Origin of the sequence: Marinimicrobium hydrolyticum, assembly GCF_030848505.1 — a bacterium.
In the GTDB taxonomy this organism is placed as follows: domain Bacteria; phylum Pseudomonadota; class Gammaproteobacteria; order Pseudomonadales; family Cellvibrionaceae; genus JAVDDU01.
In genome coordinates this window covers 110,018-133,245 of the sequence record NZ_JAVDDU010000003.1, presented here as the reverse complement: position 1 = coordinate 133,245, position 23,228 = coordinate 110,018, and the positions used below count along the sequence as shown (strand labels likewise).

Annotated in this window: 21 protein-coding genes; 18 read left to right on the top strand and 3 right to left on the bottom strand. The window is 56.0% G+C overall.

The window, feature by feature from the left end; genetic code table 11:
- Positions 1-2 precede the first annotated feature (2 nt).
- From RBH33_RS06720 to RBH33_RS06705, 4 genes are all read left to right on the top strand, one after another.
- Positions 3-398: a hypothetical protein gene (locus tag RBH33_RS06720; RefSeq protein WP_306731387.1), complete on the top strand. Its 396-nt coding sequence runs from the start codon at positions 3-5 to the stop codon at positions 396-398.
- A 98-nt stretch (positions 399-496) separates the two neighbouring features.
- Entirely contained in the window at positions 497-997 is a 501-nt protein-coding gene (locus RBH33_RS06715) for a DUF4365 domain-containing protein (RefSeq protein ID WP_306731386.1), read from the top strand.
- Positions 994-2,124 (top strand): hypothetical protein, encoded by a 1,131-nt coding sequence (locus RBH33_RS06710; RefSeq protein ID WP_306731385.1) that lies wholly within the window; start codon positions 994-996, stop codon positions 2,122-2,124. Before RBH33_RS06715 ends, RBH33_RS06710 begins: the two co-directional genes overlap by 4 nt.
- A gap of 87 nt (positions 2,125-2,211) precedes the next feature.
- Entirely contained in the window at positions 2,212-3,009 is a 798-nt protein-coding gene (locus tag RBH33_RS06705; RefSeq protein WP_306731384.1) for a hypothetical protein, read from the top strand.
- A 166-nt stretch (positions 3,010-3,175) separates the two neighbouring features.
- Here the strand turns inward: RBH33_RS06705 and gnd are convergent, their stop codons facing one another.
- Both gnd and queG read right to left on the bottom strand, forming a co-directional pair.
- On the bottom strand, positions 3,176-4,627 hold the full coding sequence (gene gnd, locus RBH33_RS06700; RefSeq protein WP_306731383.1) for a decarboxylating NADP(+)-dependent phosphogluconate dehydrogenase: 1,452 nt from the start codon (positions 4,625-4,627) through the stop codon (positions 3,176-3,178).
- Positions 4,628-4,835: 208 nt separating this feature from the next.
- Positions 4,836-5,942 carry a tRNA epoxyqueuosine(34) reductase QueG gene (queG, locus tag RBH33_RS06695; protein ID WP_306731382.1) on the bottom strand — a complete coding sequence of 369 codons (1,107 nt, stop codon included), beginning with the start codon at positions 5,940-5,942 and terminating at the stop codon, positions 4,836-4,838.
- Positions 5,943-6,067: 125 nt separating this feature from the next.
- Between queG and RBH33_RS06690 the strand changes: the two genes are divergently transcribed.
- The 13 genes from RBH33_RS06690 (at position 6,068) to RBH33_RS06630 (ending at position 20,380) form a co-directional block, all read left to right on the top strand.
- Entirely contained in the window at positions 6,068-7,582 is a 1,515-nt protein-coding gene (locus tag RBH33_RS06690; protein WP_306731381.1) for an NAD(P)H-hydrate dehydratase, read from the top strand.
- Positions 7,579-8,061: a tRNA (adenosine(37)-N6)-threonylcarbamoyltransferase complex ATPase subunit type 1 TsaE gene (tsaE, locus tag RBH33_RS06685; RefSeq protein ID WP_306731380.1), complete on the top strand. Its 483-nt coding sequence runs from the start codon at positions 7,579-7,581 to the stop codon at positions 8,059-8,061. The genes RBH33_RS06690 and tsaE overlap by 4 nt, the downstream gene beginning before the upstream one ends.
- A gap of 109 nt (positions 8,062-8,170) precedes the next feature.
- Positions 8,171-9,466, top strand: a complete 1,296-nt coding sequence (locus tag RBH33_RS06680) for an N-acetylmuramoyl-L-alanine amidase (RefSeq protein WP_306731379.1) — start codon at positions 8,171-8,173, stop codon at positions 9,464-9,466.
- 121 nt (positions 9,467-9,587) lie between these two features.
- Positions 9,588-11,447, top strand: a complete 1,860-nt coding sequence (gene mutL / locus RBH33_RS06675; protein WP_306731378.1) for a DNA mismatch repair endonuclease MutL — start codon at positions 9,588-9,590, stop codon at positions 11,445-11,447.
- Positions 11,448-11,610: 163 nt separating this feature from the next.
- Positions 11,611-12,150, top strand: coding sequence for a DUF5610 domain-containing protein (locus RBH33_RS06670; RefSeq protein ID WP_306731377.1), 540 nt, complete (start codon positions 11,611-11,613; stop codon positions 12,148-12,150).
- Between the two features lie 427 nt (positions 12,151-12,577).
- On the top strand, positions 12,578-13,570 hold the full coding sequence (miaA, locus tag RBH33_RS06665) for a tRNA (adenosine(37)-N6)-dimethylallyltransferase MiaA (protein WP_306731376.1): 993 nt from the start codon (positions 12,578-12,580) through the stop codon (positions 13,568-13,570).
- 102 nt (positions 13,571-13,672) lie between these two features.
- Positions 13,673-13,936, top strand: coding sequence for an RNA chaperone Hfq (hfq, locus tag RBH33_RS06660; protein ID WP_306731375.1), 264 nt, complete (start codon positions 13,673-13,675; stop codon positions 13,934-13,936).
- A gap of 75 nt (positions 13,937-14,011) precedes the next feature.
- Positions 14,012-15,328: a ribosome rescue GTPase HflX gene (hflX, locus tag RBH33_RS06655; RefSeq protein WP_306731374.1), complete on the top strand. Its 1,317-nt coding sequence runs from the start codon at positions 14,012-14,014 to the stop codon at positions 15,326-15,328.
- Between the two features lie 107 nt (positions 15,329-15,435).
- Positions 15,436-16,602, top strand: coding sequence for an FtsH protease activity modulator HflK (gene hflK, locus RBH33_RS06650; RefSeq protein ID WP_306731373.1), 1,167 nt, complete (start codon positions 15,436-15,438; stop codon positions 16,600-16,602).
- Positions 16,602-17,483: a protease modulator HflC gene (gene hflC / locus RBH33_RS06645; RefSeq protein ID WP_306731372.1), complete on the top strand. Its 882-nt coding sequence runs from the start codon at positions 16,602-16,604 to the stop codon at positions 17,481-17,483. Before hflK ends, hflC begins: the two co-directional genes overlap by 1 nt.
- Before the next feature lie 170 nt (positions 17,484-17,653).
- A complete protein-coding gene (locus RBH33_RS06640) occupies positions 17,654-17,839 on the top strand; it encodes a DUF2065 domain-containing protein (protein ID WP_306731371.1) in 186 nt (61 codons plus the stop codon).
- Positions 17,840-17,858: 19 nt separating this feature from the next.
- Positions 17,859-19,037, top strand: a complete 1,179-nt coding sequence (locus RBH33_RS06635) for an ATP phosphoribosyltransferase regulatory subunit (RefSeq protein ID WP_306731370.1) — start codon at positions 17,859-17,861, stop codon at positions 19,035-19,037.
- 47 nt (positions 19,038-19,084) lie between these two features.
- Complete coding sequence (locus RBH33_RS06630) at positions 19,085-20,380, top strand: adenylosuccinate synthase (RefSeq protein ID WP_306731369.1); 1,296 nt, start codon at positions 19,085-19,087, stop codon at positions 20,378-20,380.
- 840 nt (positions 20,381-21,220) lie between these two features.
- Here the strand turns inward: RBH33_RS06630 and smpB are convergent.
- Positions 21,221-21,700, bottom strand: coding sequence for an SsrA-binding protein SmpB (gene smpB / locus RBH33_RS06625; RefSeq protein ID WP_306731368.1), 480 nt, complete (start codon positions 21,698-21,700; stop codon positions 21,221-21,223).
- 159 nt (positions 21,701-21,859) lie between these two features.
- On the opposite strand from smpB, the gene RBH33_RS06620 reads away from it, so the two are divergent.
- Entirely contained in the window at positions 21,860-23,227 is a 1,368-nt protein-coding gene (locus RBH33_RS06620; RefSeq protein WP_306731367.1) for a sodium-dependent transporter, read from the top strand.
- Position 23,228: the final 1 nt, after the last annotated feature.

Below are 23,228 nucleotides of genomic sequence, written 5' to 3'. Positions count from 1 at the left end.
TTATGGCAATTTTCGGAGTCGGAGCCTACTACGGTGAAGACGTAAGTCAAAAATTCATCGATGCAAGTATCGTTGGGTTGGGCTGGAATGAAGGCGAGGCGCCAGACCTTCACCAAATTATGAGGAGCATCAAGCCTGGAGATATTGTATATATTAAAGCCGCACAACCAGGGGCGCCCCTAACCATCAAAGCGATTGGTATGGTGCTTGATGACTCAGTGGTTACATCTCTCGAAAGTCACCAGCTAGTTTCATTTGGTCGGAGAGTTAAGTGGATCTCAACGGATGCTTTCGTAATTTCGCTTGAACACGGGAAAAACAACGTCCGGTTTAATACACTATATGAAGAGTTTCATCCTGGTGTTCAGAAGGAAATCATTCGGCGCGTGCTGGGTTAACAAGCCGCATCATTACGCCGCCGCAAGCGTCGGCGGGACGCTCGTAAACTCGCGGCCATGTGCGGGTCGTTAGCTTCTTACAAGTGTGAAGTTCTTTCATGGATATAAAACAACGAAAAGAACAGTTCAGTGTGGCTTATGTTAATGCAATTGCTGCCAAGGTAGGGTTGAGCAATGCAGGATGGAGTGTGGATGACGATAGTGTAGATTTATCGTTGAAAGGCAGAGGATACAACGCCAAGGTTAGAAACCCGCAAGTTGATCTGCAATTAAAATGCACTTCACAAAAATCTATTATCAAAAACGGATCGCTCCACTTTCCTTTAAAAAAGAAAAACTATGATGATTTGCGGGGGGGCAATGTTATGTGTCCCAGGTATCTCATAGTGCTCGTGGTTCCAGAGGATATCGACCAGTGGATTGAATCAAAAAACGACAGCATGATCCTTTATCACAGTTGTTACTGGGCATCTATTCGATCATATCCTGAAACTAAAAATGAGACATCGGTTACTATAGAGATTCCCATTACGCAAAAGCTGAATTGCGACTCTTTATCGGAGCTAATGAAATTAGCTAGTCGAGGAGAATATAAATGAGTCTTCTCGATAATGATACGTTGAAATCCATCTATCCCGAGCAATTGAGAGCCTATCTGTTACAGACCGGATGGAGATCTGATTCAAAAATAGGTGAGTTCGCGACAGTTTGGCATCGCCCAAGTGAATCAGAGTTTGAGTACGAGGTTCTGCTTCCTGAGAGAGTAGACCTGAGGGATTATAAAGACAGGGTTGCAGATGCAATTGTTAGTATTTCGGCTTTTGAAAAGAGAACCGAATCAAAAGTACTTAAGGATATCGCCAATTACTTTTCAGATACAGTCAGTATCCGCGTAGTACATAATGACGTTGAAAATGGTACTATTCCTCTAGAAGACGGGGTTAAATTATTTGAAAAAGCAAAAGATCTTTTGTCATCTGCAGCGTTGTCAACGATATCTAAAAAGCGTTATTTTTTTGGTTCGAGACCATCTGAGGCATCCAACTTTCTCTCGAAGGTAAGGCTCGGTCAAACTGAAATTGGAAGCTATGTTGTCAATGTCGTGGTGCCGCTAGATACCCAAAGCATTAACGACCTCATCGATAGGAAGTCATTTTCTAGACATGTGACGACTACTTTGGGAAAAGGCTTGAGTTCACTGAAAACACTAACCGAAAGTCCCAAAAGTGATTCAAAGATATTTGAGGCATTGGTGAGCAATGGCGTTAGTGCAAACATGTGTGACGCGTTGGTTGGACTAAGCGGAGAAAAAAGAAATAGAGGTTTCGATATTGGAGTTTCCTTTTCAGCATCAGAAGAGATTGAAAGTTCTTCAGTTATAAGCTATTCATTCAGCTCGAATGATGTGCCTTCAATTGAAAAGGCATCGGAATACTTAAAAGAAAATTACGTGATCGACAATGCGACAATTTCTGGACCTGTTAAAAAGCTAGATAGAGCCAAGAGTGAAGAAGACGGCACTGTGACCATAGTGGCATTTGTTGAAGACAGAGATAGAGCTGTTTCTTTTGAATTGTCTTCAAGCGAATATCACGAGGCAATTCTGGCACATGATCAGAAATTAATAGTAGAAATATCTGGTGATATTCACATTGGGCCACGTTCTGCAAGAATGTTAAATCCACACGGTTTTAGGGTTTTTGGTGCAAAAGATATCTTCGAGTAATAAAGCTAACAAGCGCATGTTGTCGGACTGGTTTTCCGCTGCGCTCCAAACCAGCCGCAAATGCGGGCGTTAGGCGAACGAGGAAGTATGGAAGAAGATTTTATTGCGTGCGATTTTTTTAAGGAAAATTATGCACTTCACTGTGCTTCACTAGTTATCACCCCGAATTTTACTCAGAGTGATAGGGGGCATTTAGAATTCTCAAAGCCGACTGAAGCTATATCAAATGGAACAATCACATTTGTAAAGTGCAATGATAAAACATACGGAATTACTTGTTGGCATATAATTGAAATATACCGTGAAAAGGAAGTAGAGCATGGGGAATATAGTCATAGCATGAGAACAATGCTCAACGGCTTTTATGTTGTGCAAGATAGATTCTTTAGGCCGTCAGCTGATTTCGGTCAACCACAACCGGATATCGCTATTAGAGAGCTGAATCCAGCGTTACTTGAAAAGATAGAAAAAGAAGCGATTGATTTAGACTCGCCCGCGGTGCAGCTGGAGCAGTTAAAATATGCGATAGCTATCGGTTTTCCGTCATTAATGAAATATAGGAAGGATGAAGATAACGGTAGTGGTTATCGTGTCTCTATGCCTCACGTTCAAATAGTTGCTGAATTATCAAATGGTCAACCTACCCAGCGTTTCTCATTGTTTAGTCAATTAGATGAAGTGCCGGATACTCTCGACTATAGCGGTGCTAGTGGTGGCCCGATATTTTGGAGTACTGAGGAGGAATATGGGATTTTGGGGATAATTTATGAGAGCGCGGCAGGCTCCGAAATCTTCGGTGATAAGTCAGTTCACGTTTCCGGCGAATTGGCTACGCCATCAACAATTAAACAGTGGATTCATGAATATCATAATAGAATCGCCTAACAAAGCGCTGTTGTCGGACTGGTTTTTCCGCTGCGCTCCAAACCAGCCGCAAAGCGCGGCGTTAGGCGCCCAAGTTCCCCACGATTAGTAGACACGATTCTCGCGGAGAATATCACTGGACCAAAAACCAAAAGCGGGGCAAGCCAAAGCTCACCCCGCCCACGCATTACACGTTATAAGTAGAAGAAGCCGTATCGCCGCCGCGACCGGTCCAGTTGGTGTGGAAGAACTCACCGCGGGGCTTGTCTACGCGCTCGTAGGTGTGCGCACCGAAGTAATCGCGCTGGGCTTGCAGCATGTTAGCGGGCAAGCGGGCAGTGCGGTAGCCGTCGAAGTAGTTCAGGGCGGTGGTGATGGCCGGGGCGGGGATGCCGCTGGTGATGGCGGTGGCCGCCAGGCGGCGCCAGCCGGCTTGGGCTGCGTGGATTTTGTCTTTGAAGTAATCGTCCAGCAACAGGTTGTCCAGCTCTGGGTTTTTGTCGTAGGCCTGCTTGATGTTGTCCAGGAACGCGGAGCGAATGATACAACCGCCGCGCCACATCAGTGCGATGCCGCCGTAGTTCAGGTGCCAGCCGAATTCACGGGCTGCTTCGCGCATCAGGGCGTAGCCTTGAGCGTAGGACACCATTTTTGAAGCCAGAAGGGCTTGGCGCAAATCGTCCAGGAAGGCTTTGCGGTCGCCTTCGAATTTTACTTGCGGGCCGTTCAGGATTTTTGAGGCGGCCACGCGCTCGTCTTTTTGCGCGGACAGGCAGCGGGCAAATACTGCTTCGCCGATCAGGGTCAGGGGAATACCCATGTCCAAGGCGATGATGCCGGTCCATTTGCCGGTGCCTTTCTGGCCGGCTTTGTCCAGAATCTTGTCTACCAGTGGCTCGCCGTTTTCTTTGTAGGCGAGGATGTCGCGGGTGATTTCCACCAGGTAGCTGTCCAGCTCACCTTCATTCCACTCGGCGAATACTTCATGCATTTCGTCGTGGGTCATGCCCAGCAGGTCGCGCATCAGTTGGTAGGCTTCACAGATCAGCTGCATGTCGCCGTACTCGATGCCGTTGTGGACCATTTTTACAAAGTGGCCAGCGCCGTCTTCACCCACCCAGTCACAGCAGGGGCTGCCGTCTTCCACTTTGGCGGCGATGTCCTGAAAAATCGGTTTAACGTGCTTCCACGCATCGGGGGAGCCGCCGGGCATGATGGATGGGCCGGTCAGGGCGCCTTCTTCGCCACCGGAAACGCCGGTACCGATAAAGTGCAGGCGCTTGCTTTCCAGGTAGGCGGTGCGGCGGTTGGTGTCCGGGTAGTGGGTGTTGCCGCCGTCGATGATGATATCGCCGGGCTCCAGGTGCGGGATCAACTGCTCAATGAAATCGTCTACCGCTTGGCCGGCCTTAACCATCAACATGATTTTGCGTGGCTTGGCCAGGGACTGAACCAACTCTTCAACCGAGGCGGCGCCGCGAATGCTTTTGCCTTTGGCTCGGCCCTCTAGGAACTTCTCTACCTTGTTCACCGAACGGTTGTACGCGGTGACGGTGTAGCCTTTGCTGGCCATGTTCAGAATCAGGTTTTCGCCCATGACGGCGAGGCCCACCAGGCCGATATCCGATAGTTCTTTCATAACAGCTGTTACCTGTGATTGGAGTTGTTGCAGGGTCATTTGACGGCGCTTTGTTGTTCAGCGCTTTGTGTGTGGGCGCGGAGCGCACCTGACCGGAAAACCTAAGAAAACCTTAAAAGGGTGCGTATTATTCACGTTTATCGCCCAAAATAACAGGGTGAAGTGCTCTATTGGGCTGATAGAGTGACGCTAAAAGCCGTTTTTGGGTCTATTTTCTCCGTATCTTGCGCTTCCGGCGGCGGCTGGGATTGGCCTGCTGGGCCAGGGCCCAGTCGATGTGTTCAGCCACCATGGGCGAGGCATCGGTACGTTTTTTGTGCAGGGCGGCCACAATCTCCGCATCGCTGGGCGCATTGCCCAGGCCCACGGCCAGGTTGCGCTGCCAACGCTCGTAGCCGATGCGCCGTATGGCCGAGCCCTCGGTATTGCGTAAAAACTCTTCTTCGTTCCAATTGAATAAGGTGACCAGATCCTGGTCGGCCAGTCCGTGCCGGGGGAGAAAGTCCGTCTCCTGCGTCGGTTGCGCGTATTTGTTCCAGGGGCAAATGGCCTGACAGTCGTCGCAGCCAAACACCCGGTTGCCCATGGGCTCGCGGAATTCCTCTGGAATGGCCCCTTTGTTTTCAATGGTCAGGTAAGAAATGCAGCGGCGCGCGTCCAGCGTGTAAGGCTTGGGAAAGGCATCGGTGGGGCACACTTGCAGGCAGGCGGTGCAGTCACCGCAGCGGTTGTCCTGCTCGCTCTCGTCAATCGGCAGTGGCAGGTGGGTCAGAAGCTCGCCCAAAAAGAACCAGCTACCCGCCTCGCTGTGCAAAACAAGTGTGTGCTTACCAACCCAGCCCAGCCCGGCTTTCGCCGCTAGCGGCCGCTCCATAACGGGGGCACTGTCCACAAAAGGGCGCTGGGGGCCGGAGCGCAGTTCTTCAGGCAGCGCGGCTTCAATGCGTTTGGCCAACTGCGCCAGCCGCTTGCGAATCAGTTTGTGGTAATCCCGCCCCAGCGCATAGCGGGAGACGTAGGCCTTGTTGGGATCTTTCAAAACTTGAATTTGCTGAGTGTCGCCCGGCAAGTAATCCATGCGCACGGCGATGGTTCGAATACTGCCGGGAAGCAGCTCGTGGGGGCGGGCGCGGAGCATACCCCGCGTCTCGAACCAGTCCATGGTGCCGTGGTAGCCCTTATCCAGCCATTCTTGCAGGGCCGGCTCTTCGGCACTGAGGTCGGTGTCGGTGATGCCCACCTGTTGGAAGCCCAGCTCCCGCCCCCACACTTTGATGTCGGCGGCCAGTTGTCGAAAGTCGACGGATTCGGACATAAATATCGAAGCTGCTCGCTGGTGGGGTGTGGGTTGCGGGGAACACGCGTATAATTTTGCCAGAAAATAGCCACTATAGCCGCTTTCCGGGCGGATTTCCGGTCAAGGAACGCAAAGAGGATTCGATGAAGCTTACCACTGTTGATGAAGTACCCTTGCCTAACGTGGCCTACACCGCCAGCGAAGTCGCTGAGCTGGATCGGCTCGCCATTGCCAGCGGGCTACCCGGCCTGCAGTTGATGAAGCGCGCCGGACGCGCCACCTTCGAGTTATTGTTAACCCGCTTCCCCATGCCCGAACCGATCGTGGTTTACTGCGGCGCCGGTAACAACGGTGGGGATGGCTACGTCGTGGCGGGGCTGGCGGCGCAAAGGCGTTTGCCGGTTCGGGTTGTGGAGCTGGGCGATACGCAAAAGATGAGCAACGAAGCCGCTCGCGCCCGGGATTTCGCACTTCAGGAAGGGGTGGTGATGGGTCCGTTTAAAGCGGGTCCTCCACCTTCTGAAGGCCTGCTGGTAGATGCCTTACTGGGTACCGGCGTAAAAGGCGAAGTGCGCGAACCTTACGCCCAGGCGATCGAGCAGATCAACGCCAGCGGCCTGCCGGTACTGGCGGTGGATATTCCGTCGGGCTTGCACGCCGATTCCGGTACCGTTCTGGGTGCAGCCGTCAAAGCCAATTTAACGGTGACCTTTATCGGCCTCAAGCGCGGCTTGCTCACCGGCCGGGGCCCGGAATATTGCGGTAAGTTGGCGTTCGCTGACCTGGGCGTACCCCAGGAGATTTATCAACAAGTACCGCACTCGGCGGCGTGCCTTTCTGTGGCCGATTTAAAGGGTGCTCTGAAGCCGCGCGCCCGCGATGCCCACAAGGGCGCCTTTGGGCACGTGATGGTGATCGGCGGCGATGTGGGTTATGGCGGCGCGGCCATCATTGCCGCCCAGGCCGCTGCTCGCAGCGGTGCCGGGCTGGTCAGCCTGGCCACCCGGCCCGAACACGTCAGCGCCGCACTTACCCGCTGCCCGGAGTTGATGGTGTGTGGCGTCACCTCCGGCCAAGAATTAGAGCCCTGGTTGGCGCGCCCCAGTGTGCTGGTGATTGGCCCGGGCTTGGGCCGCTCCGCCTGGTCCGAGCAAATGCTGCAGCAGGCCGCCAATTCTGGTTTGCCCATGATTGTGGACGCGGACGCGTTGAACATGCTGGCCGAGGGCCGAGTCGTGTCCGCCCAAAAGCGCGACAACTGGCTGCTCACCCCGCACCCTGGCGAGGCGGGTCGATTGCTAGAAAGCGATGCGAGCGACGTACAGCAAGACCGTTTTGTCGCCGTTCAAGCGCTGCGCGAGCGGTGGGGCGGCACCGTGCTTCTTAAAGGCGCCGGTACTTTGGTGGCTGGACCGAGCGGAGACGTGGGAATCGTAACCGCAGGCAATCCCGGTATGGCCAGTGGCGGTATGGGGGATTTGCTCAGTGGTTTGCTGGCCGGGCTCGTGGCTCAGGGGCTGGAGTTCCCCGACGCGGCACAGCTGGGAGCCTGCCTGCACGCCGAGGCGGCGGACCTGGAGGCGGCTCAGTTTGGCGAGCGCGGACTATTGGCCACTGATTTGCTGGCGCCCTTGTGTCAATTGCTGGGGGACGTGTGACCGCAAGAACTTTGGAGCTGGCTGACGAAGCCGCCACCGTCGCTTTGGGGCAAGCCATTGGGCAGGCCTTAAAGGCACGGCCGGAGGCGTTTACGATATTTTTGGAAGGTGATCTCGGAGCCGGGAAAACGACTCTGTGTCGCGGCTTGTTGCAAGCCTTCGGCCATTCAGGGGCGGTTAAGAGTCCCACCTATACATTGGTGGAACTTTACGAGCTGGCGGACCGTCGAATTCATCATTTTGACCTCTATCGCCTTGGCGATCCGGAAGAATTAGAATACATGGGCATACGGGATTATTTCGGCCCCGGTCATATCTGTGTGCTGGAGTGGCCCGAGCGGGGCACCGGGGTTTTGCCCGCTGCCGATTTGCGCGTTAAAGTAACCACCAGCGGCCCGGGACGCCGGGCGCAGCTCAGCGCTGACTCAAGCGCAGGGCAGTCTCTGATCAATGAACTCCCGGCGGGAATGCCGGATTGAATAAGTGGTTTGGCAACCTCAATAAATGAGAGCGACTTAATTAGTGACTTGCGTTAGAGCCCAATGTCCATGGAAAGCCTGGCTCAGCCTAGTGCTGCTGGCTGCAGTTATGTTCGCGCCCGTCATCCACGCTGCGGACGTCGATAACGTGCGCCTGTGGCGCGCCCCCGACCACACCCGCCTGGTGTTGGATCTCAGCGGTCCCGTTGAGCACAAAGTGTTCCGGCTATCAAACCCGGACCGGCTGGTGGTGGATATCAGCGCCGCCCGCCTGAAAACCACCTTCTCCGAGCTTTCCCTAGACGATACCCCCATTCGCAACATTCGCAGCGCCCACCGGGAAGACAACACCCTGCGGGTAGTGTTGGACCTGCGTGAACAGGTGCAGCCGCGCAGCTTCTTTCTCAAGAAACAGGCGGGCGTGGGTGATCGTTTAGTGATTGACCTGCACGACCGAGAGCCGAGCACCACCGCGCAAAGGCGTGCGCCGCGCCCGACTCAAAACACGAATGACGGACGCAGAGACATCATTATTGCCGTGGACGCTGGCCATGGTGGTGAAGACCCCGGCGCCATAGGCCCCGGCGGCTTGTTTGAAAAAAATGTGGTCATGGACATCAGCGAGCGGCTGGTGGAGCGGTTGAACGCCATTCCCGGCTACAAGGCTCAACTGATTCGCACCGGAGATTATTACGTATCCTTGCGCGACCGACGCAATATTGCCCGGCGGATGCAGGCGGACCTGATGATTTCCGTACACGCCGATGCCTTTACTCACCCTTCCGCCAATGGCGCCTCGGTGTTCGCGCTCTCCCGCCGTGGCGCCACCAGTGAATCGGCGCGCTTCTTGGCGCAGAGAGAGAACGAGGCCGACCTGATTGGCGGCGTGGGCAGTGTGAGCCTGGATGATAAAGATGAGTTGTTGGCGGGCGTGCTGGTGGATTTGTCCATGACGGCCACGCTCAGCACCAGCTTGGAAGTGGGCAGCAAAGTGCTGAACAGCATGGGCGGCATTGCCCGCTTGCACAAACCCACGGTGGAGCAGGCCGGCTTTGCGGTGTTGATGTCGCCGGACGTCCCTTCAATTCTGGTGGAGACCGGGTTTATCTCTAACCCCAGTGAAGCCGCCAAGCTGGCCACGGTCAGTTACCGGCGCCAAATGGCTGCGACTTTGGCCCAAGGTATTGAAAGTTACTTCAATTCCAACCCCCCAGACGGCACCTTGCTGGCTTGGCGGCAACGCAACGGCGGTTCAGAGCAAGAGTACGTCATCGCCCGGGGCGATACCCTTAGCGAAATCGCGCGTCGCTATGACGTGTCCGTGCGGGATATCCTGCAGGCGAACGGTTTGAGCGATCATCGGATCCGGGTCGGCCAAACCTTGCGTATTCCCAGCTCATCCTGACCTGTCTCCCATACCCACCGGCACCCCAGTGCGTGTACACTGACGCCTGTTTGGGCGGCCTGGGCCGCGCGCATCCACTCAGAATAATGGGCCGCCTTCGATCAGGGCGAACAGACTATCCATGAATAAAATTCACTTGCTCAACCCCCGGCTAGCCAACCAAATCGCTGCAGGCGAGGTGGTGGAAAGGCCTTCCTCCGTTATCAAAGAGCTACTCGAAAATAGCCTGGATGCGGGTGCAACCCGTCTCGACATAGACGTGGAAGCGGGCGGCATCAAGCTTATGCGTGTCCGCGACAATGGCTCGGGTATCGCTGAGCAGGATCTACCCTTGGCGCTCAGTCGGCACGCCACCAGCAAGATTCGCGAGTTGGATGATTTGGAAGCGGTGGCGACTTTGGGTTTTCGCGGTGAAGCCTTGGCCAGTATCAGCTCCGTCGCGCGCCTGACGCTGACCAGTAACATTGAAGATCAGCGGGCGGGCTGGCAGGTGGTGGCCGAGGGGCGGGACATGGACACGCAACTGTCCCCCGCGCCGCATCCTCGCGGCACCACGGTGGAAGTGCGGGATTTGTTTTTCAATACGCCCGCGCGGCGAAAATTTTTGCGCACCGAAAAAACCGAATACAACCATTTGGAAGAGGTGGTCAAACGGCAGGCTCTGTCCCGTTTTGATGTTGCCTTTAGCCTGCGCCACAACCAACGCGCCGTTTACAACTGGCCCGCCGGCACTGGCCGCCTGGAGCAGGAGCGGCGCGTGGCCCAAGTGTGCGGCCCAGCCTTTATGGAGCACGCCCTGCACGTGGATATAGAGCGCGACGGCTTGCGTTTGTGGGGGTGGGTAGCGCTGCCGAGTTTCTCCCGCAGCCAGGCGGATCTCCAGCATTTTTACGTTAACGGCCGCGCGATTCGAGACCGGCTGGTGGGGCATGCCGTGCGTCAGGCGTACCAGGACGTGCTCTACCACGGTCGGCACCCGGCCTTTGTGCTCTACTTAGAAGTCGATCCCGCTTCGGTGGACGTAAACGTCCACCCCACCAAACACGAGGTGCGCTTTCGGGATAACCGGCGAGTGCACGGTTTTATTTTCAGCAGCCTGCATCATGTGCTGGCCCAGGTTAAACCGGGTGACCGGCTCGGAGACACCGGCGCGGCGGAAGAGTCACTCCTGAATCCGACCTCCCCACCGCTGGAGGGCGCCGCCATCGGAGAATTCAGCCAGTCGTCCATGTCACTGGCCCAGGCTCATGCCCCTGCTCCGATAGGCGGCTATCAGCCCCGCCCCTACACGTCCCCCGGCGCCTCACAAGTGGCGGAGCAAATGCGGCACTATGGGACTCTCCATCAGCCCGGTTCTTCGGAGAGCGTTTCACTGGCGACCGCCCCCGAGGACGATATTCCGCCTTTGGGCTTTGCCATTGCGCAACTGAAAAATATTTACATCCTGGCGGAAAACGCCCAGGGGCTCATCATCGTCGATATGCACGCGGCCCATGAGCGCATTACCTACGAGCGTATGAAAGCCGCCTATGCGCAGGGCAGCATCCAATCCCAACCCTTGTTGGTGCCAGAGAGCGTGGCTGTTAGTCAGAAGGAAGCGGACTACGCCGAGCAGTACCCAGAGACCTTTGCCAATTTGGGCTTCGAGATCCAGCGCGCTGGCCCCGAGTCCTTGGTGGTGCGCCAAGTGCCCGCTCTGCTAAACCGCGCTCCCGTAGCTCAGTTGGTGCGTGATGTGTTGTCGGATCTGATCGAGCACGGCACCAGCGAGCGCATCCAAGAACGCATCAATGAGTTGTTATCCTCCATGGCCTGCCACGGCTCTGTGCGCGCCAATCGCCGCCTGACGATCCCAGAAATGAATGCACTTCTGCGCGATATGGAAGCCACCGAACGCAGCGGCCAATGCAACCACGGCCGCCCCACCTGGGCCCTGCAATCCCTGGATGAGTTGGATAAGTTGTTTATGCGGGGGCAGTAGCGTTTTCGACTTTTAGCTTTCGCTGTGCCTGCCCGCTGCTGAAAGATCTGAAAAATGCTGGAATGCGCTCTAAAGTTTTCGGTGATCCCGCCGATAGCCGTAAACGCGTCATGTCCGAAGCCGGCGTATTAGGCGTATTTCACTCACCAGGCCAGGAGTTGATATGCAAATTTCCAGCATGGGACCAAACAGCCGCTTCACTCAGTCATCACAAGGCCAGCCCCAGGACAAGAGCAGTCTGAAGCATGGGGTTAAGGCTCCCGGCAGCTACAGCCAGGCGGCACAGGCCCAAGATCTCCAGGCAAATCGCCAAAACGCCCTGAAACTTGTGGAACAAACCCTCGCCATAGGCTACGAAAAGCTGGCGGCCCGGCAAAAGTCAGCCGTTGAGGGCTTTAAGGCTTTTGAGCCGCTTACCGCGGAAAAGGTTGCCAGTAATATTCTCGGCTTTATCGAGCAGCGTTTGCTGAAGGACGCCGCCGAAGGTGCTACGCAGGAAGAACTGAAGTTGCGCCTGGAGCAGGGCCTGGCGGGCTTTGAAAAAGGCTTTGCCCAGGCGCGCGAGCAATTGGAGGCGCTGAGCATGCTTTCTCCCGAAGTGAGCGAAGACATAGGGCGTACTCGTGAGCTGGTACTTGAGGGTATCGATCAGTTGCGTCTGCGCTTGTTGGAGGATCGGCTGGAGCGGCAGGACAAAGACTAAGCTTGCTGAGAAAAGCTTTGCCGCTTCTGGTTACTGCGCTCTTTTTGACTCCGAGGTTGGGTTTAGCGATTTACCTCCGGGACATGCCGTAGATACCTCCCTGTCGGTGACGGTCTCGGAGGTAACTCCCCAACCCTTACTGGACTGCCAATAAGCATTTAGTAGGTGGATCCCCGCTTTCGCGGGGATGACGAAAAGGAGGGCGGCGGGGACCCTGACTTTCCCTCGGACTCGTCATTCCCGCGAAAGCGGGAATCCATTTCGGTGCACTGAAGCCAAACCCAACTCCCTTATTTCCCGAAACTATCAAGTTGGCCCCACTCGCAGCACTCGACCAAAGCGCCATCAGCTCCATGCAACATCACCAAAGCAAAACCCTAAACTTCGTTACAGCAGGGAATACCAAAAACCATGAGATAATGGGCGAATGCAAACCAAACCCCTAGTGATCTTTCTGATGGGCCCTACCGCCGCAGGCAAGACCGATTTGGCTATCGCGCTGCGCCAACACTTGCCCGTCGAGTTAGTGAGTGTCGACTCCACACTGGTTTACCGAGGCATGGACATCGGTACCGCCAAGCCCAGTCCGGAGGAAATGGCTCAAGCCCCGCACCGGTTGATCGACATCCGCGATCCGGCTGAGCCTTACTCGGCGGCGGATTTTCGCGCTGACGCCGAGCGGGAAATCGCCGACATCGTGGCCCAAGGTCGCATCCCGCTATTGGTGGGCGGCACCATGCTCTACTTCAAAGCGCTGCTGGAGGGCCTGGCCCCCATGCCGCCAGCCGATCCCGCCTTGCGCGCCGCCATCGAAAAAGAAGCCGCCGAGCATGGGTGGCCGTACATCCACGAACAGTTGGCGGCGGTGGACCCAGTGTCCGCCGCGCAGATCCACCCCAATCACTCCCAGCGCCTGAGTCGCGCCCTGGAGGTCTATCGGGCCAGTGGGCGGACCATGACGGAGCTGCACCAGGCTCAACAGCGAGATGCTGGCCCCGCGTTTCAGGAGCGTTTTCGGCTCGTTCAGCTCGCCATGGCCCCTCAAGAGCGGCGGGTGCTGCACGAGCGAATAGCGGAACGGTTTCACAAAATGGTGGAACAGGGCTTGCTTGAAGAGGTCCAAGCCCTGCGAGAACGGGGCGACCTGCATCCGGCATTGCCCGCCATAAGAGCGGTGGGTTACCGGCAAGTGTGGGAATACCTGGATGGCCAGGCGGGTTTGGGGTCCATTTTTTCCCAGGAAGAAATGATTCAGAGGGGCATTGCCGCCACTCGGCAGCTTGCCAAACGCCAGTTGACCTGGCTTCGCGGCTGGCCGGAGTTGGAGTGGCTCTATACTCAGTCCGAGACGGGAGATATGCGCCCTTTACAAGAAATTCTGCGCGATGCCTTGAATTTTATAGGCACAGAGGCCATATAATAGAGCCGTGAGAACCTAGTCAGTTTTTCATTACTTGCGCCCGCCCCCCTTCCTCATAGGAAGGACTTAGGCGGATTTTTTTACTCAAAAAGGAGAATAAACATGTCAAAAGGGCATAGTTTACAAGACCCTTACCTGAATGTGCTGCGCAAAGAGCGCGTGCCCGTGTCCATTTACTTGGTCAATGGCATTAAGTTACAGGGTCAGGTTGAGTCATTTGACCAGTTTGTGGTATTGCTGAAAAATACTGTCAGCCAAATGGTGTATAAACACGCGATTTCGACCATTGTGCCTTCCCGTGCGGTTCGGGTTCCACTGCTGAATCCGGCTGATGAGGCAGAGGGTCAGGAGTCACAAGGCGAGTAAGACTTGTTGAAAAACGCACCGCCGCAGGGCGGGTCGTTTTTCAGTAAGCGCGCATTTAACCCTTGAGGTAGTTCATTGTTCTTTGATCGTCCTGAGTCGGGTGAATTGGCTGTGCTTGTTCACTTGGACATTTCTCACGGGCAAGCCCCGGAAGATCCCCGCGAATTTGAAGAGTTGGTGCTGTCCGCTGGTGGCGATCCCGTCGCATTGATAGCGGGCCAGCGAGCTGCGCCTCACGCAAAATACTTTGTCGGTACCGGCAAACTACAAGAGCTGAAAGCTCTGGTGGCCGAGCACGACGCCGAGTTGGTGATTTTTAACCACACACTCTCTCCCAGCCAGGAGCGAAACCTGGAGAAAGCTCTGGAATGTCGCGTTCTGGATCGTACTGGTTTGATTCTCGATATTTTTGCTCAGCGAGCGCGCACCTTTGAAGGTAAGCTGCAGGTAGAACTTGCCCAGCTGCGCCACATGTCCACGCGCCTGGTGCGAGGCTGGACTCACTTGGAGCGGCAGAAGGGCGGTATCGGTTTGCGCGGGCCGGGTGAAACCCAGTTGGAAACTGACCGGCGTTTGTTGCGCGGGCGGATCAGCAGCATCGAGCGACGCCTGAAAAAGGTGCGCACACAACGGGATCAAGGGCGCCGGTCACGTCAGCGTGCGGCGATTCCGACCGTATCTCTGGTGGGCTACACCAACGCCGGCAAGTCCACCTTGTTTAATCGGGTGACTGGAGCTGAGGTGTACGTGCAGGACCAACTGTTCGCCACCTTGGATCCCACTATGCGCCGGGTGGAACTCCCGGACGTGGGCGCGGCCATAGTGGCCGACACTGTCGGATTTATCAGCCATTTGCCGCACAAATTGGTGCAGGCTTTCCGGGCTACTTTGGAGGAGGCCAGCAACTCCAGTTTGCTGTTGCATGTGGTAGACGCGGCTGCCGATGAGCGCCTGCGGAACATTGACCAGGTCGACTTGGTTTTGGGCGAAATTGATGCCGCCGAGTTGCCTCAGTTGCGGGTTTATAACAAGATCGATCTCTTGAATATGGAGCCCCGCATCGATCGAGATGATGACGGCCGACCTCAGGCGGTTTGGGTCTCGGCGCAAACGGGCGAAGGCTTAGAGCTGCTGGAGCAGGCCATTGCCGAGCGATTGGGTACAGAAATGGTTAGCGGGCGGTTGTTGCTTCCCCCCGACCTGGGTCGCGTCAGGGCCATGCTCTATCAACAACACGCCGTGGCGGCGGAAACCCACCGGGATGATGGCGCGAGTGAGCTGGACGTACGTCTGCCTCACAGCGATTTAATGCGTATTCTCAGCGCGGGCAAACTGGCACCAGAGCAGTTGCACTGGTTGTCACACGGCGAATCTGGCCGAGTAGCCTGCTAGCCGGACCGAATTGTCTGCTAGAAAGGCCCGACTTTGGTAGACTCCCACGTCTTGCGGGAACGCCACTACAGAATTTTATATTTTTAACGTAAAGCGGAGAACATCCTATGGCCTGGAATCAACCGGGAGGAGGGGGTAAAGACCCCTGGGGCGGAGGCGGCGGTAGCGGCGGCCCACCCGATTTAGATGAAGCTTGGAAAAAACTGCGCGACAGGCTCAATGGCATGTTTGGCGGTGGCTCCGGTGGTGGAGATGCCGGCGGCGGCAACTCAGGCGGCTCTGCCAGCCTGATTCCCCTCATTGCCGTGGGTGTGTTGGTGCTGGCCATCGTCTACCTGCTCTCTGGTTTTTATGTGGTAAACGCCCAGGAGCGGGCGGTAGTGCTCCGACTGGGTGCCTTCCATGAGATCAAAGACGAAGGTTTACGCTGGAACGCCCGATTGATTAACGAAGTGTTCGTGGAAAACGTCACCCAGGAGCGGCAATACGCCTCCAGGGCGTTGATGCTGACCCAGGACGAGAGCATCGTCGAGCTGCCTATCACCGTGCAGTACAATGTGGCGGACGTGCGCTCCTATGTGCTCAGTGTGCGCGACCCGGAAGTGAGTTTGCGTCACGCCGCTGATAGTGCCTTGCGCCACGTGATTGGTTCCACCGAACTCAATCAGGCGCTATCTGGGGGTCGTGAAGCCATCGGTAGGGAAGTGCATAAGCGGCTACAACTTTATTTGGATAATTACGGTACGGGTATCGCTGTTCGCCAGGTCAACCTTCAGGAAGGTCGTCCGCCTCAAGAAGTGCGCGAAGCTTTCGATGACGTGATCAAGGCGCGTGAGGAGGAAGAACGTATCAAAAACGAAGCTCAAGCCTATGCCAATTCGGTAATCCCCGAAGCCCGCGGGCGGGCACAGCGGATGATCGAAGAAGCTGAAGCCTATCGTGCGGAAGTCGTCGCCCGGGCCGAAGGTGAATCGCGTCGTTTCGAACTGCTGTTGGCGGAATACCAGCGCGCACCGGAAGTGACTCGCGAGCGTCTGTATATCGAGACTCTGCAGGGTGTCATGGAAGCTTCCAGCAAGGTGATGTTGGATGTGGCCGATGGCAACAACGTGCTGTTCCTGCCCCTGGATCGGATGGGCAGCGCGGCTGGACAAAAGACCAGCGCTCCCCGTACCGACGCGTCTGCCGATGCAATCCGGCAAGTGACCGAGCAGGTCAGCCGGGAGCTGGGTAGTCGTAACACAACTCGTCCTGTTCGTCGGGAGGTGCGCTAATGTCTAACAAAGGTATAGGAGCCATCATTGCTGTGGCTTTGGCGGTCTTTATCGCCGCCAACACCGTGTATGTTGTCTCGGAATATGAGCGTGGGGTCGTACTTCGCTTCGGGCGCATGGTTCAGGCTGACCTTCAACCGGGGTTGCATGTCAAAATTCCTTTCGCGGACCGGGCCCAACTGTTCGATGGCCGTGTGATCACCGTCGATGCGCCCCCAGAAAGCTATTTTACGGTGGAAAGCAAGCGTCTGATTGTCGACTCTTACGCGAAGTGGCGTATCGTCGATGTGGCTACTTACTATCGGGCTACCGGTGGTTTGGAGGCTACAGCCGACTCCCGTCTTTCCGAGCGGATTCAAGATGGATTACGTAACCAAGTGGGCTTGCGTACCCTGCACGAAGTGGTATCCGGGCAGCGGGACGAGCTGATGGAGCAGCTGACGGAAAGTTTGAATGTCGTGGCTCTGGACCAGTTGGGCGTCGAGATTCTGGACGTACGCGTTCGCCGTATTGACCTGCCCGTCGACGTAAGCCAGTCGGTCTTTGACCGGATGTCGGCTGATCGGAACAAAGAAGCTCAGGAATACCGGGCAACCGGTCGCGAGCAGGGCGAAGTGATTCGCGCGGATGCGGACCGTCAGCGTGCAGTTTTGCTGGCCAATGCCTACCGTGACGCCGAGCTTCTGCGTGGTGACGGGGATGCTCGGGCGGCGGCGATTTTTGCTGATGCGTTCGGGCAAGACCCCGAGTTCTACGCATTTACTCGCAGTCTCAACGCCTACCGGAGCGCCTTCAGTACTAAGGAAGATCTGATGGTGGTGGACCCAAGCAGCGAGTTCTTCCGCTTCTTGAACAACTCGCAAGGTCGAGGTAACAATTAGCCTGTTTGCGGGGCACCATTGCCCCGCAAAAAGTGCTAGAATGCCGCAACCGAGCCTCAGGGCTCGGTTTTTTGTGTCAAACGCCAAAGAAATTCAGGTACAACCTGACCAATACGGCGTTTGGCCAACGTGGTACTCCGGATGGCAACCTCACTCCGAAGGCGCATCGTATGTGGGAAGATCTCGGTCGAGCCCTGTGCCTGATGCTGGTGCTTGAGGGCATTATCCCGTTCCTGTACCCGGCCCGTTGGCGTCAACTTGTAGTAAGCCTGGCCGAGGTCAGCAATCGACAATTACGACTTGTCGGGTTGGCCAGCATGCTGGTTGGGGTCGGATGCCTTTACCTGTTGAACTGAACAACTGTCAGAGTTCGATATGACCTACGCTGACCGCTGGCTCTTGCCCGATGGGGTGGAAGAAATTCTGCCCGCCGAGGCTAAGCCTATAGAACAACTGCGCCGGCGACTGCTGGACCTCTACGCTACCTGGGGATATGACCTGGTCATTCCTCCTTTACTTGAATACACCGATTCCCTGTTGATTGGCTTGGGCCGTGACGTCGATCTGCTCACTTTTAAAGTGACCGATCAAATCAGTGGCCGCACGCTGGGAATCCGCGCGGATATCACCCCTCAAACCGCGCGCATGGATGCTCACAGCTTTACCCGCCGCGGTGCTAACCGCCTTTGCTACGCTGGTCATGTGGTCCACGCCCGCCCCAAAAACCCACTCGCTACGCGCACCCCGATACAAGCCGGTGTGGAATTTTATGGTGAGGCCAGTGTGAGTGCGGACATTGAAGTGGTGTCCTTGCTACTGGAATCCCTGCAGGTGGCCGGGTTGCCGCAATTGCACATTGATCTGGGGCATGTGGGTATCTACCGCGCCCTGGCGGCTCACGCGGGCTTGAGTGAGCATCAGGAAGAAGTTTTCTTTGAATTGCTGCAGCGCAAGGCCATGACTGAAATTCGCGAATGGGTCGCGGAGAACATTGCCGATAGCGCCATGGCACAAGTGTTTCTGGATCTGCCCCGGTTGGCCGGCGGACGTGAAGTACTTGCAGAGGCACGCGAGCGTTTCGCCAGCTGCCCGATGGAAGTGCTCGAGGCGATCAACCAATTGGACGCCGTAGCCGACACCGTGACGCAGCGCTACCCCGGCGCCGAGCTGTATTTTGATCTTGGTGAGCTTCGGGGCTATCACTATCTGACCGGACTGGTGTTCGCCGCCTTCGCTCCTGGCTATGGCAACCCCGTGGCCAGCGGTGGACGTTACGATCATATCGGTGAGGTTTTCGGCCGCTCCCGCCCCGCGACCGGTTTCGCTGTCGACATTACCGCATTGAGCAAACTGGGAATTCTGGCCACGTTGCCCGCGGGGGGAATTTACGCCCCCGAGGTTAACGATCCAGCCCAGTGGCAAGTGATCCAGAAGCTGCGCTTACAGGGCGAGCGGGTCATCTGTGCAGCGCCTGGGAGCAACCCTGAAGATCTCGGTTGCGACCGGCAATTAATCCCCACCGAGCAGGGTTACGAAGTAGCGCCTCTTGCTTGATGCAAGCCTGACTTTATCAACAAACCGTAAAGAGAGTTAAACCGAGCATGGGAAAGAATGTCGTTGTTCTGGGCACCCAATGGGGTGACGAAGGTAAAGGCAAGATCGTCGATCTGCTGACCGATCAAGTGTCTCTTGTTGCCCGCTTTCAGGGTGGTCACAACGCCGGCCACACGCTCGTGATTGATGGCAAAAAAACCGTACTGCATTTGATCCCTTCAGGGGTCTTGCGTGATGACGTGCAATGCTTAATCGGCAACGGCGTCGTGGTTTCGCCGGAAGCTCTGTTCAAGGAAATCGCTGAGCTGGAAGCCCAGGGTGTGCCTGTGCGTGAGCGTTTGCGCCTGTCTTCCTCCTGTCCGTTAATTCTCCCGTACCACATTGAGCTGGACCAGGCCCGCGAAATCGCCCGTGGCGCCGCCAAAATTGGTACCACCGGACGCGGCATCGGGCCCGCTTATGAAGACAAAGTGGCCCGCCGCGGTTTGCGTTTGGGTGACCTGCTTAACCCACAGCGCTTCGCCGCTAAACTCAAAGAAGTTATGGAATACCATAACTTTATGTTGGTTCAGTATTACGGCGTTAAGCCAGTGGACTACGACGAGACTTTGGCCCTGTGTCAGGAGTGGGCAAAAGAACTGATTCCGCTGATTGACGATGTCACCACATTGCTGCATGAGACGCGGGAGCGCGGTGAGAGCATTTTGTTTGAGGGTGCTCAAGGTTCCTTGCTGGACATCGACCACGGTACTTATCCGTTTGTAACCTCATCCAACACCACCGCCGGCGGTGCCGCCACCGGTTCAGGTGTGGGTCCTTTGTACCTGGACTATGTTTTGGGTATCACCAAGGCCTACACCACCCGTGTAGGTTCCGGCCCATTCCCCACTGAGTTGGATTGCGCCGCTGGCCAGCACCTGGGCGAAAAAGGTCACGAGTTCGGTGCAACTACCGGTCGTAAGCGCCGCTGCGGTTGGTTTGATATTGTGGCCGTGCGCCACGCCAATCGCATCAATAGCGTTACCGGTGTCTGCTTGACCAAGCTGGATGTGCTCGACGGTTTGGAAACGGTAAAAATCTGTATCGGTTATCAGGACTCCGCCGGCAATCCCATGGGTATTCCTCACGACGCGGAAGGCTGGGAAGAAGTGCAGCCTATCTACGAAGAGATGCCCGGCTGGCAGGATTCCACCGTAGGCGCCCGCAGCCTTGATGAGCTACCCGAGAATGCCCGCGCGTACATCAAGCGCCTGGAAGAGTTGATGAACACACCCATCGATATCGTCTCTACCGGCCCGGACCGAGTGGAAACTGTGGTGCTTCGTCATCCGTTTTCTGAATAATTAAAACACTGATCCCCGCCTGTGCGGGGATTACGGTAGGGGAGTCGCTGGTCTTTCTGCGACTCCCCAAGCCCATCTTCTCGTCACTCCCACGTCTTCTCGTCATTCCCGCGAATGCGGGGATCCATTTCTAGCACTCCTCTAATTTAATAACTAGTAGCACCACGGCTCTCGTTGACTTGGTCAAGTGCTGCTTTGGTGAACTGGGTTTTAGTCGAGTGCTGCGAGTGGGGCAGGCACACCCGGACACGCCGTAAATACATCCGTGTAGGCTTGGATGCGGCATCCATGCCGCATACAGTCCGGGAATGCCTGCCCCACTCTCCGCTGTACCAATCTGATAGTTTCGGGAAATAAGGGAGTTGGGTTTGGCTTCAGTGCACCGAAATGGATCCCGCTTTCGCGCGAATGACGCATAGGTACTAGGATCCTTACACCGTCATCTCCGCGAAAGCGGAGATCCAATAGAACATCTTCGGGTACCACCAAACAGCGCTATTGGCACCGGGGCGGTTGGCGATACTTAGTGGCACCCAGCGTCCCGAAAGGGTTTGGGGAGCTACCTCCGGGACCGTATGCAGCAGGGATGCTGCATCCGAGCCTATAGGGACATATTTACGGCGTGTCCCGGAGGTAGATCGCCAAACCCAACCCCCGTTCTTCGATAAGAGCGCCGAGCACGAGTAGCGCACCCAGCCGCCCCACTCGCTGCACTTGACCAGAGCTCCGAACGTCAGAACTTAGTAGAGCTTTTTGTAAACGAGAGAAATGTGCGACGAAGAGAGATGGATTCCCGCTTTCGCGGGAATGACGGGGACGAGGGGACGTCCACCGTAGAGATTACTTATTCTGATCCTGCAAAACTCGCTGCTTCTGACGATCCCAATCCCGCTCTTTCTCGGTTTGGCGTTTATCGTGCAGCTGCTTGCCCTTACCTAGAGCCACCTCGCATTTCACCAAATGAGCCTTCCAGTACAAAGCCGTTGCCACCACCGTGTAGCCCTTCTGTTCTGCAGCGGCTTGGAGCTTGGCAATCTCCTTGCGCTTTAACAGTAACTTGCGGGTACGGGTTGGGTCAGTCACAAAATGCGTCGAGGCCGTGGGCAACGGCGTAATGTGCGAGCCCAACAACCAAGCCTCGCCGTTTTTGAAAATCACATAGCTATCCGTCAGCTGCACCTTACCCTGGCGCAGGCTCTTCACCTCCCATCCCAACAAGGCGACGCCCGCCTCCGTTCGCTCGTGCAGCTCAAAATCGAACTTAGCCTTCTTGTTCTGAGCGATGGTATTGCCGCTCGGCTTCTTCTTGGTCTTTCCCATAACGCCAACTAATGACTGTGATTCCGTGAGTGGGCGGGCATTATATCGGCTTAGCCGTGCTTCTGTCTTCCAATGACCGGAAGGTTCGATGATTGTTGTTTCCACGCCAATATCGTTACAATTCGCTGATCGCGGCCAGCCAGCTTGGAGAGCCTCCTGGTGAAGACAATTAAACAACACGCCATCTGGGGCCACCGAGGTACCTTCATTCTCGCCGCCACTGGATCGGCTGTCGGCTTGGGAAATATCTGGAAATTTCCCTACATTGCGGGCGAGAACGGCGGTGGCGCCTTCGTGCTCATGTATCTCGTGTTCATCCTGCTGATCGGTGTGCCGGTGATGATGGCCGAAGTGACCCTTGGTCGGCACGGTCGAGCCAACCCCATCGATGCCGTGAGTAAGATCGCTCGCCAGAGCGGTGCCTCCCCTATGTGGAATCTCATAGGCTGGAGCGGTGTCATCGCCGGTTTTTTGATTTTGTCGTTTTACAGCGTCGTCGCTGGCTGGTCCCTGGAATACTTCGGGGCTGCCGCCCGAGGCCACTTTGTGGGCCTGGATGGCGAAACGGCTGGCGCTGCTTTTAACGCATTGCTGGCCAATCCATGGCGGTTATTTGGATGGCAGAGCGCTTTTATCGCCATGACTGTACTTGTGGTGGCGTTTGGCGTTACCCGTGGTTTGGAAACCGCCGTGCGCTTGCTGATGCCGTTGCTGTTTGTGCTGTTATTGGTGCTATTGGTCTACGCCGTGACTGCAGGTGATTTTGCCGCTGGTTGGCGGTTTATGTTTGGTTTTGATCCGGCGGGGTTGTCCTGGGGAGCCGCCTCGCTGGCGTTGGGGCACGCGTTCTTTACGCTCAGTTTGGCCATGGGCGCCATTATGGCCTACGGCTCCTATATGCCTGGCAAGGCCTCCGTTGGTAAAATGGTGTTTGCCGTCGCGGCTCTAGACACCTTGGTGGCGTTGATCGCCGGCTTGGCCATTTTCCCGATTGTGTTCGCCACACCCGGTTTGAGCCCGGCCGAGGGGCCCGGGTTGATGTTTATTAGCTTGCCGGTTGCTTTTGGCAGTATGCAGGCGGGGGTATTCTTTGGGGCGGCGTTTTTCGCCTTGGTGGCCTTGGCGGCCTGGAGTTCCACCATATCGTTGTTGGAGCCGGGCGTTGCCTACGTTGCCGAACGCTTTAACATTCAGCGCTGGACAGCGAATGTGCTGATTGCCGGAAGTGCTTGGCTGCTCGGGATCGGGTCGGTCTTGTCGTTTAATGTCTGGCAGGATATGTCCCTATTGCTGGGGATGAACGTATTTAACTTCCTCGACTTCTTCACGCAGCGTGTCATGCTGCCTCTCGGGGGACTTCTGATGGCTTTGTTTGTGGGTTGGGTGGTGCGTCGTGAACTTCTGCATCACGAAGTCAGGCCCGCCTCCGAGACCTTATTTTCCGCCTGGTTATGGCTTTTAAAATATCTTTGCCCCGCGGCTTTGCTTGTGATTCTCCTGGCCGGCCTGTGGGATCAGTTTTCTTGAA

Excerpts from the sequence above, each read along its gene's own strand:
- mutL (WP_306731378.1), top strand. The coding sequence starts at position 9,588 with ATGAATAAAATTCACTTGCTCAACCCCCGGCTAGCCAACCAAATCGCT.
- RBH33_RS06680 (WP_306731379.1), top strand. The coding sequence starts at position 8,171 with ATGTTCGCGCCCGTCATCCACGCTGCGGACGTCGATAACGTGCGCCTG.
- miaA (WP_306731376.1), top strand. The coding sequence starts at position 12,578 with ATGCAAACCAAACCCCTAGTGATCTTTCTGATGGGCCCTACCGCCGCA.
- RBH33_RS06690 (WP_306731381.1), top strand. The coding sequence starts at position 6,068 with ATGAAGCTTACCACTGTTGATGAAGTACCCTTGCCTAACGTGGCCTAC.
- RBH33_RS06670 (WP_306731377.1), top strand. The coding sequence starts at position 11,611 with ATGCAAATTTCCAGCATGGGACCAAACAGCCGCTTCACTCAGTCATCA.
- RBH33_RS06640 (WP_306731371.1), top strand. The coding sequence starts at position 17,654 with ATGTGGGAAGATCTCGGTCGAGCCCTGTGCCTGATGCTGGTGCTTGAG.
- RBH33_RS06710 (WP_306731385.1), top strand. The coding sequence starts at position 994 with ATGAGTCTTCTCGATAATGATACGTTGAAATCCATCTATCCCGAGCAA.
- RBH33_RS06635 (WP_306731370.1), top strand. The coding sequence starts at position 17,859 with ATGACCTACGCTGACCGCTGGCTCTTGCCCGATGGGGTGGAAGAAATT.
- RBH33_RS06720 (WP_306731387.1), top strand. The coding sequence starts at position 3 with ATGGCAATTTTCGGAGTCGGAGCCTACTACGGTGAAGACGTAAGTCAA.
- gnd (WP_306731383.1), bottom strand. The coding sequence starts at position 4,627 with ATGAAAGAACTATCGGATATCGGCCTGGTGGGCCTCGCCGTCATGGGC.
- hfq (WP_306731375.1), top strand. The coding sequence starts at position 13,673 with ATGTCAAAAGGGCATAGTTTACAAGACCCTTACCTGAATGTGCTGCGC.
- hflC (WP_306731372.1), top strand. The coding sequence starts at position 16,602 with ATGTCTAACAAAGGTATAGGAGCCATCATTGCTGTGGCTTTGGCGGTC.
- queG (WP_306731382.1), bottom strand. The coding sequence starts at position 5,942 with ATGTCCGAATCCGTCGACTTTCGACAACTGGCCGCCGACATCAAAGTG.
- hflK (WP_306731373.1), top strand. The coding sequence starts at position 15,436 with ATGGCCTGGAATCAACCGGGAGGAGGGGGTAAAGACCCCTGGGGCGGA.
- RBH33_RS06715 (WP_306731386.1), top strand. The coding sequence starts at position 497 with ATGGATATAAAACAACGAAAAGAACAGTTCAGTGTGGCTTATGTTAAT.
- RBH33_RS06705 (WP_306731384.1), top strand. The coding sequence starts at position 2,212 with ATGGAAGAAGATTTTATTGCGTGCGATTTTTTTAAGGAAAATTATGCA.
- smpB (WP_306731368.1), bottom strand. The coding sequence starts at position 21,700 with ATGGGAAAGACCAAGAAGAAGCCGAGCGGCAATACCATCGCTCAGAAC.
- RBH33_RS06630 (WP_306731369.1), top strand. The coding sequence starts at position 19,085 with ATGGGAAAGAATGTCGTTGTTCTGGGCACCCAATGGGGTGACGAAGGT.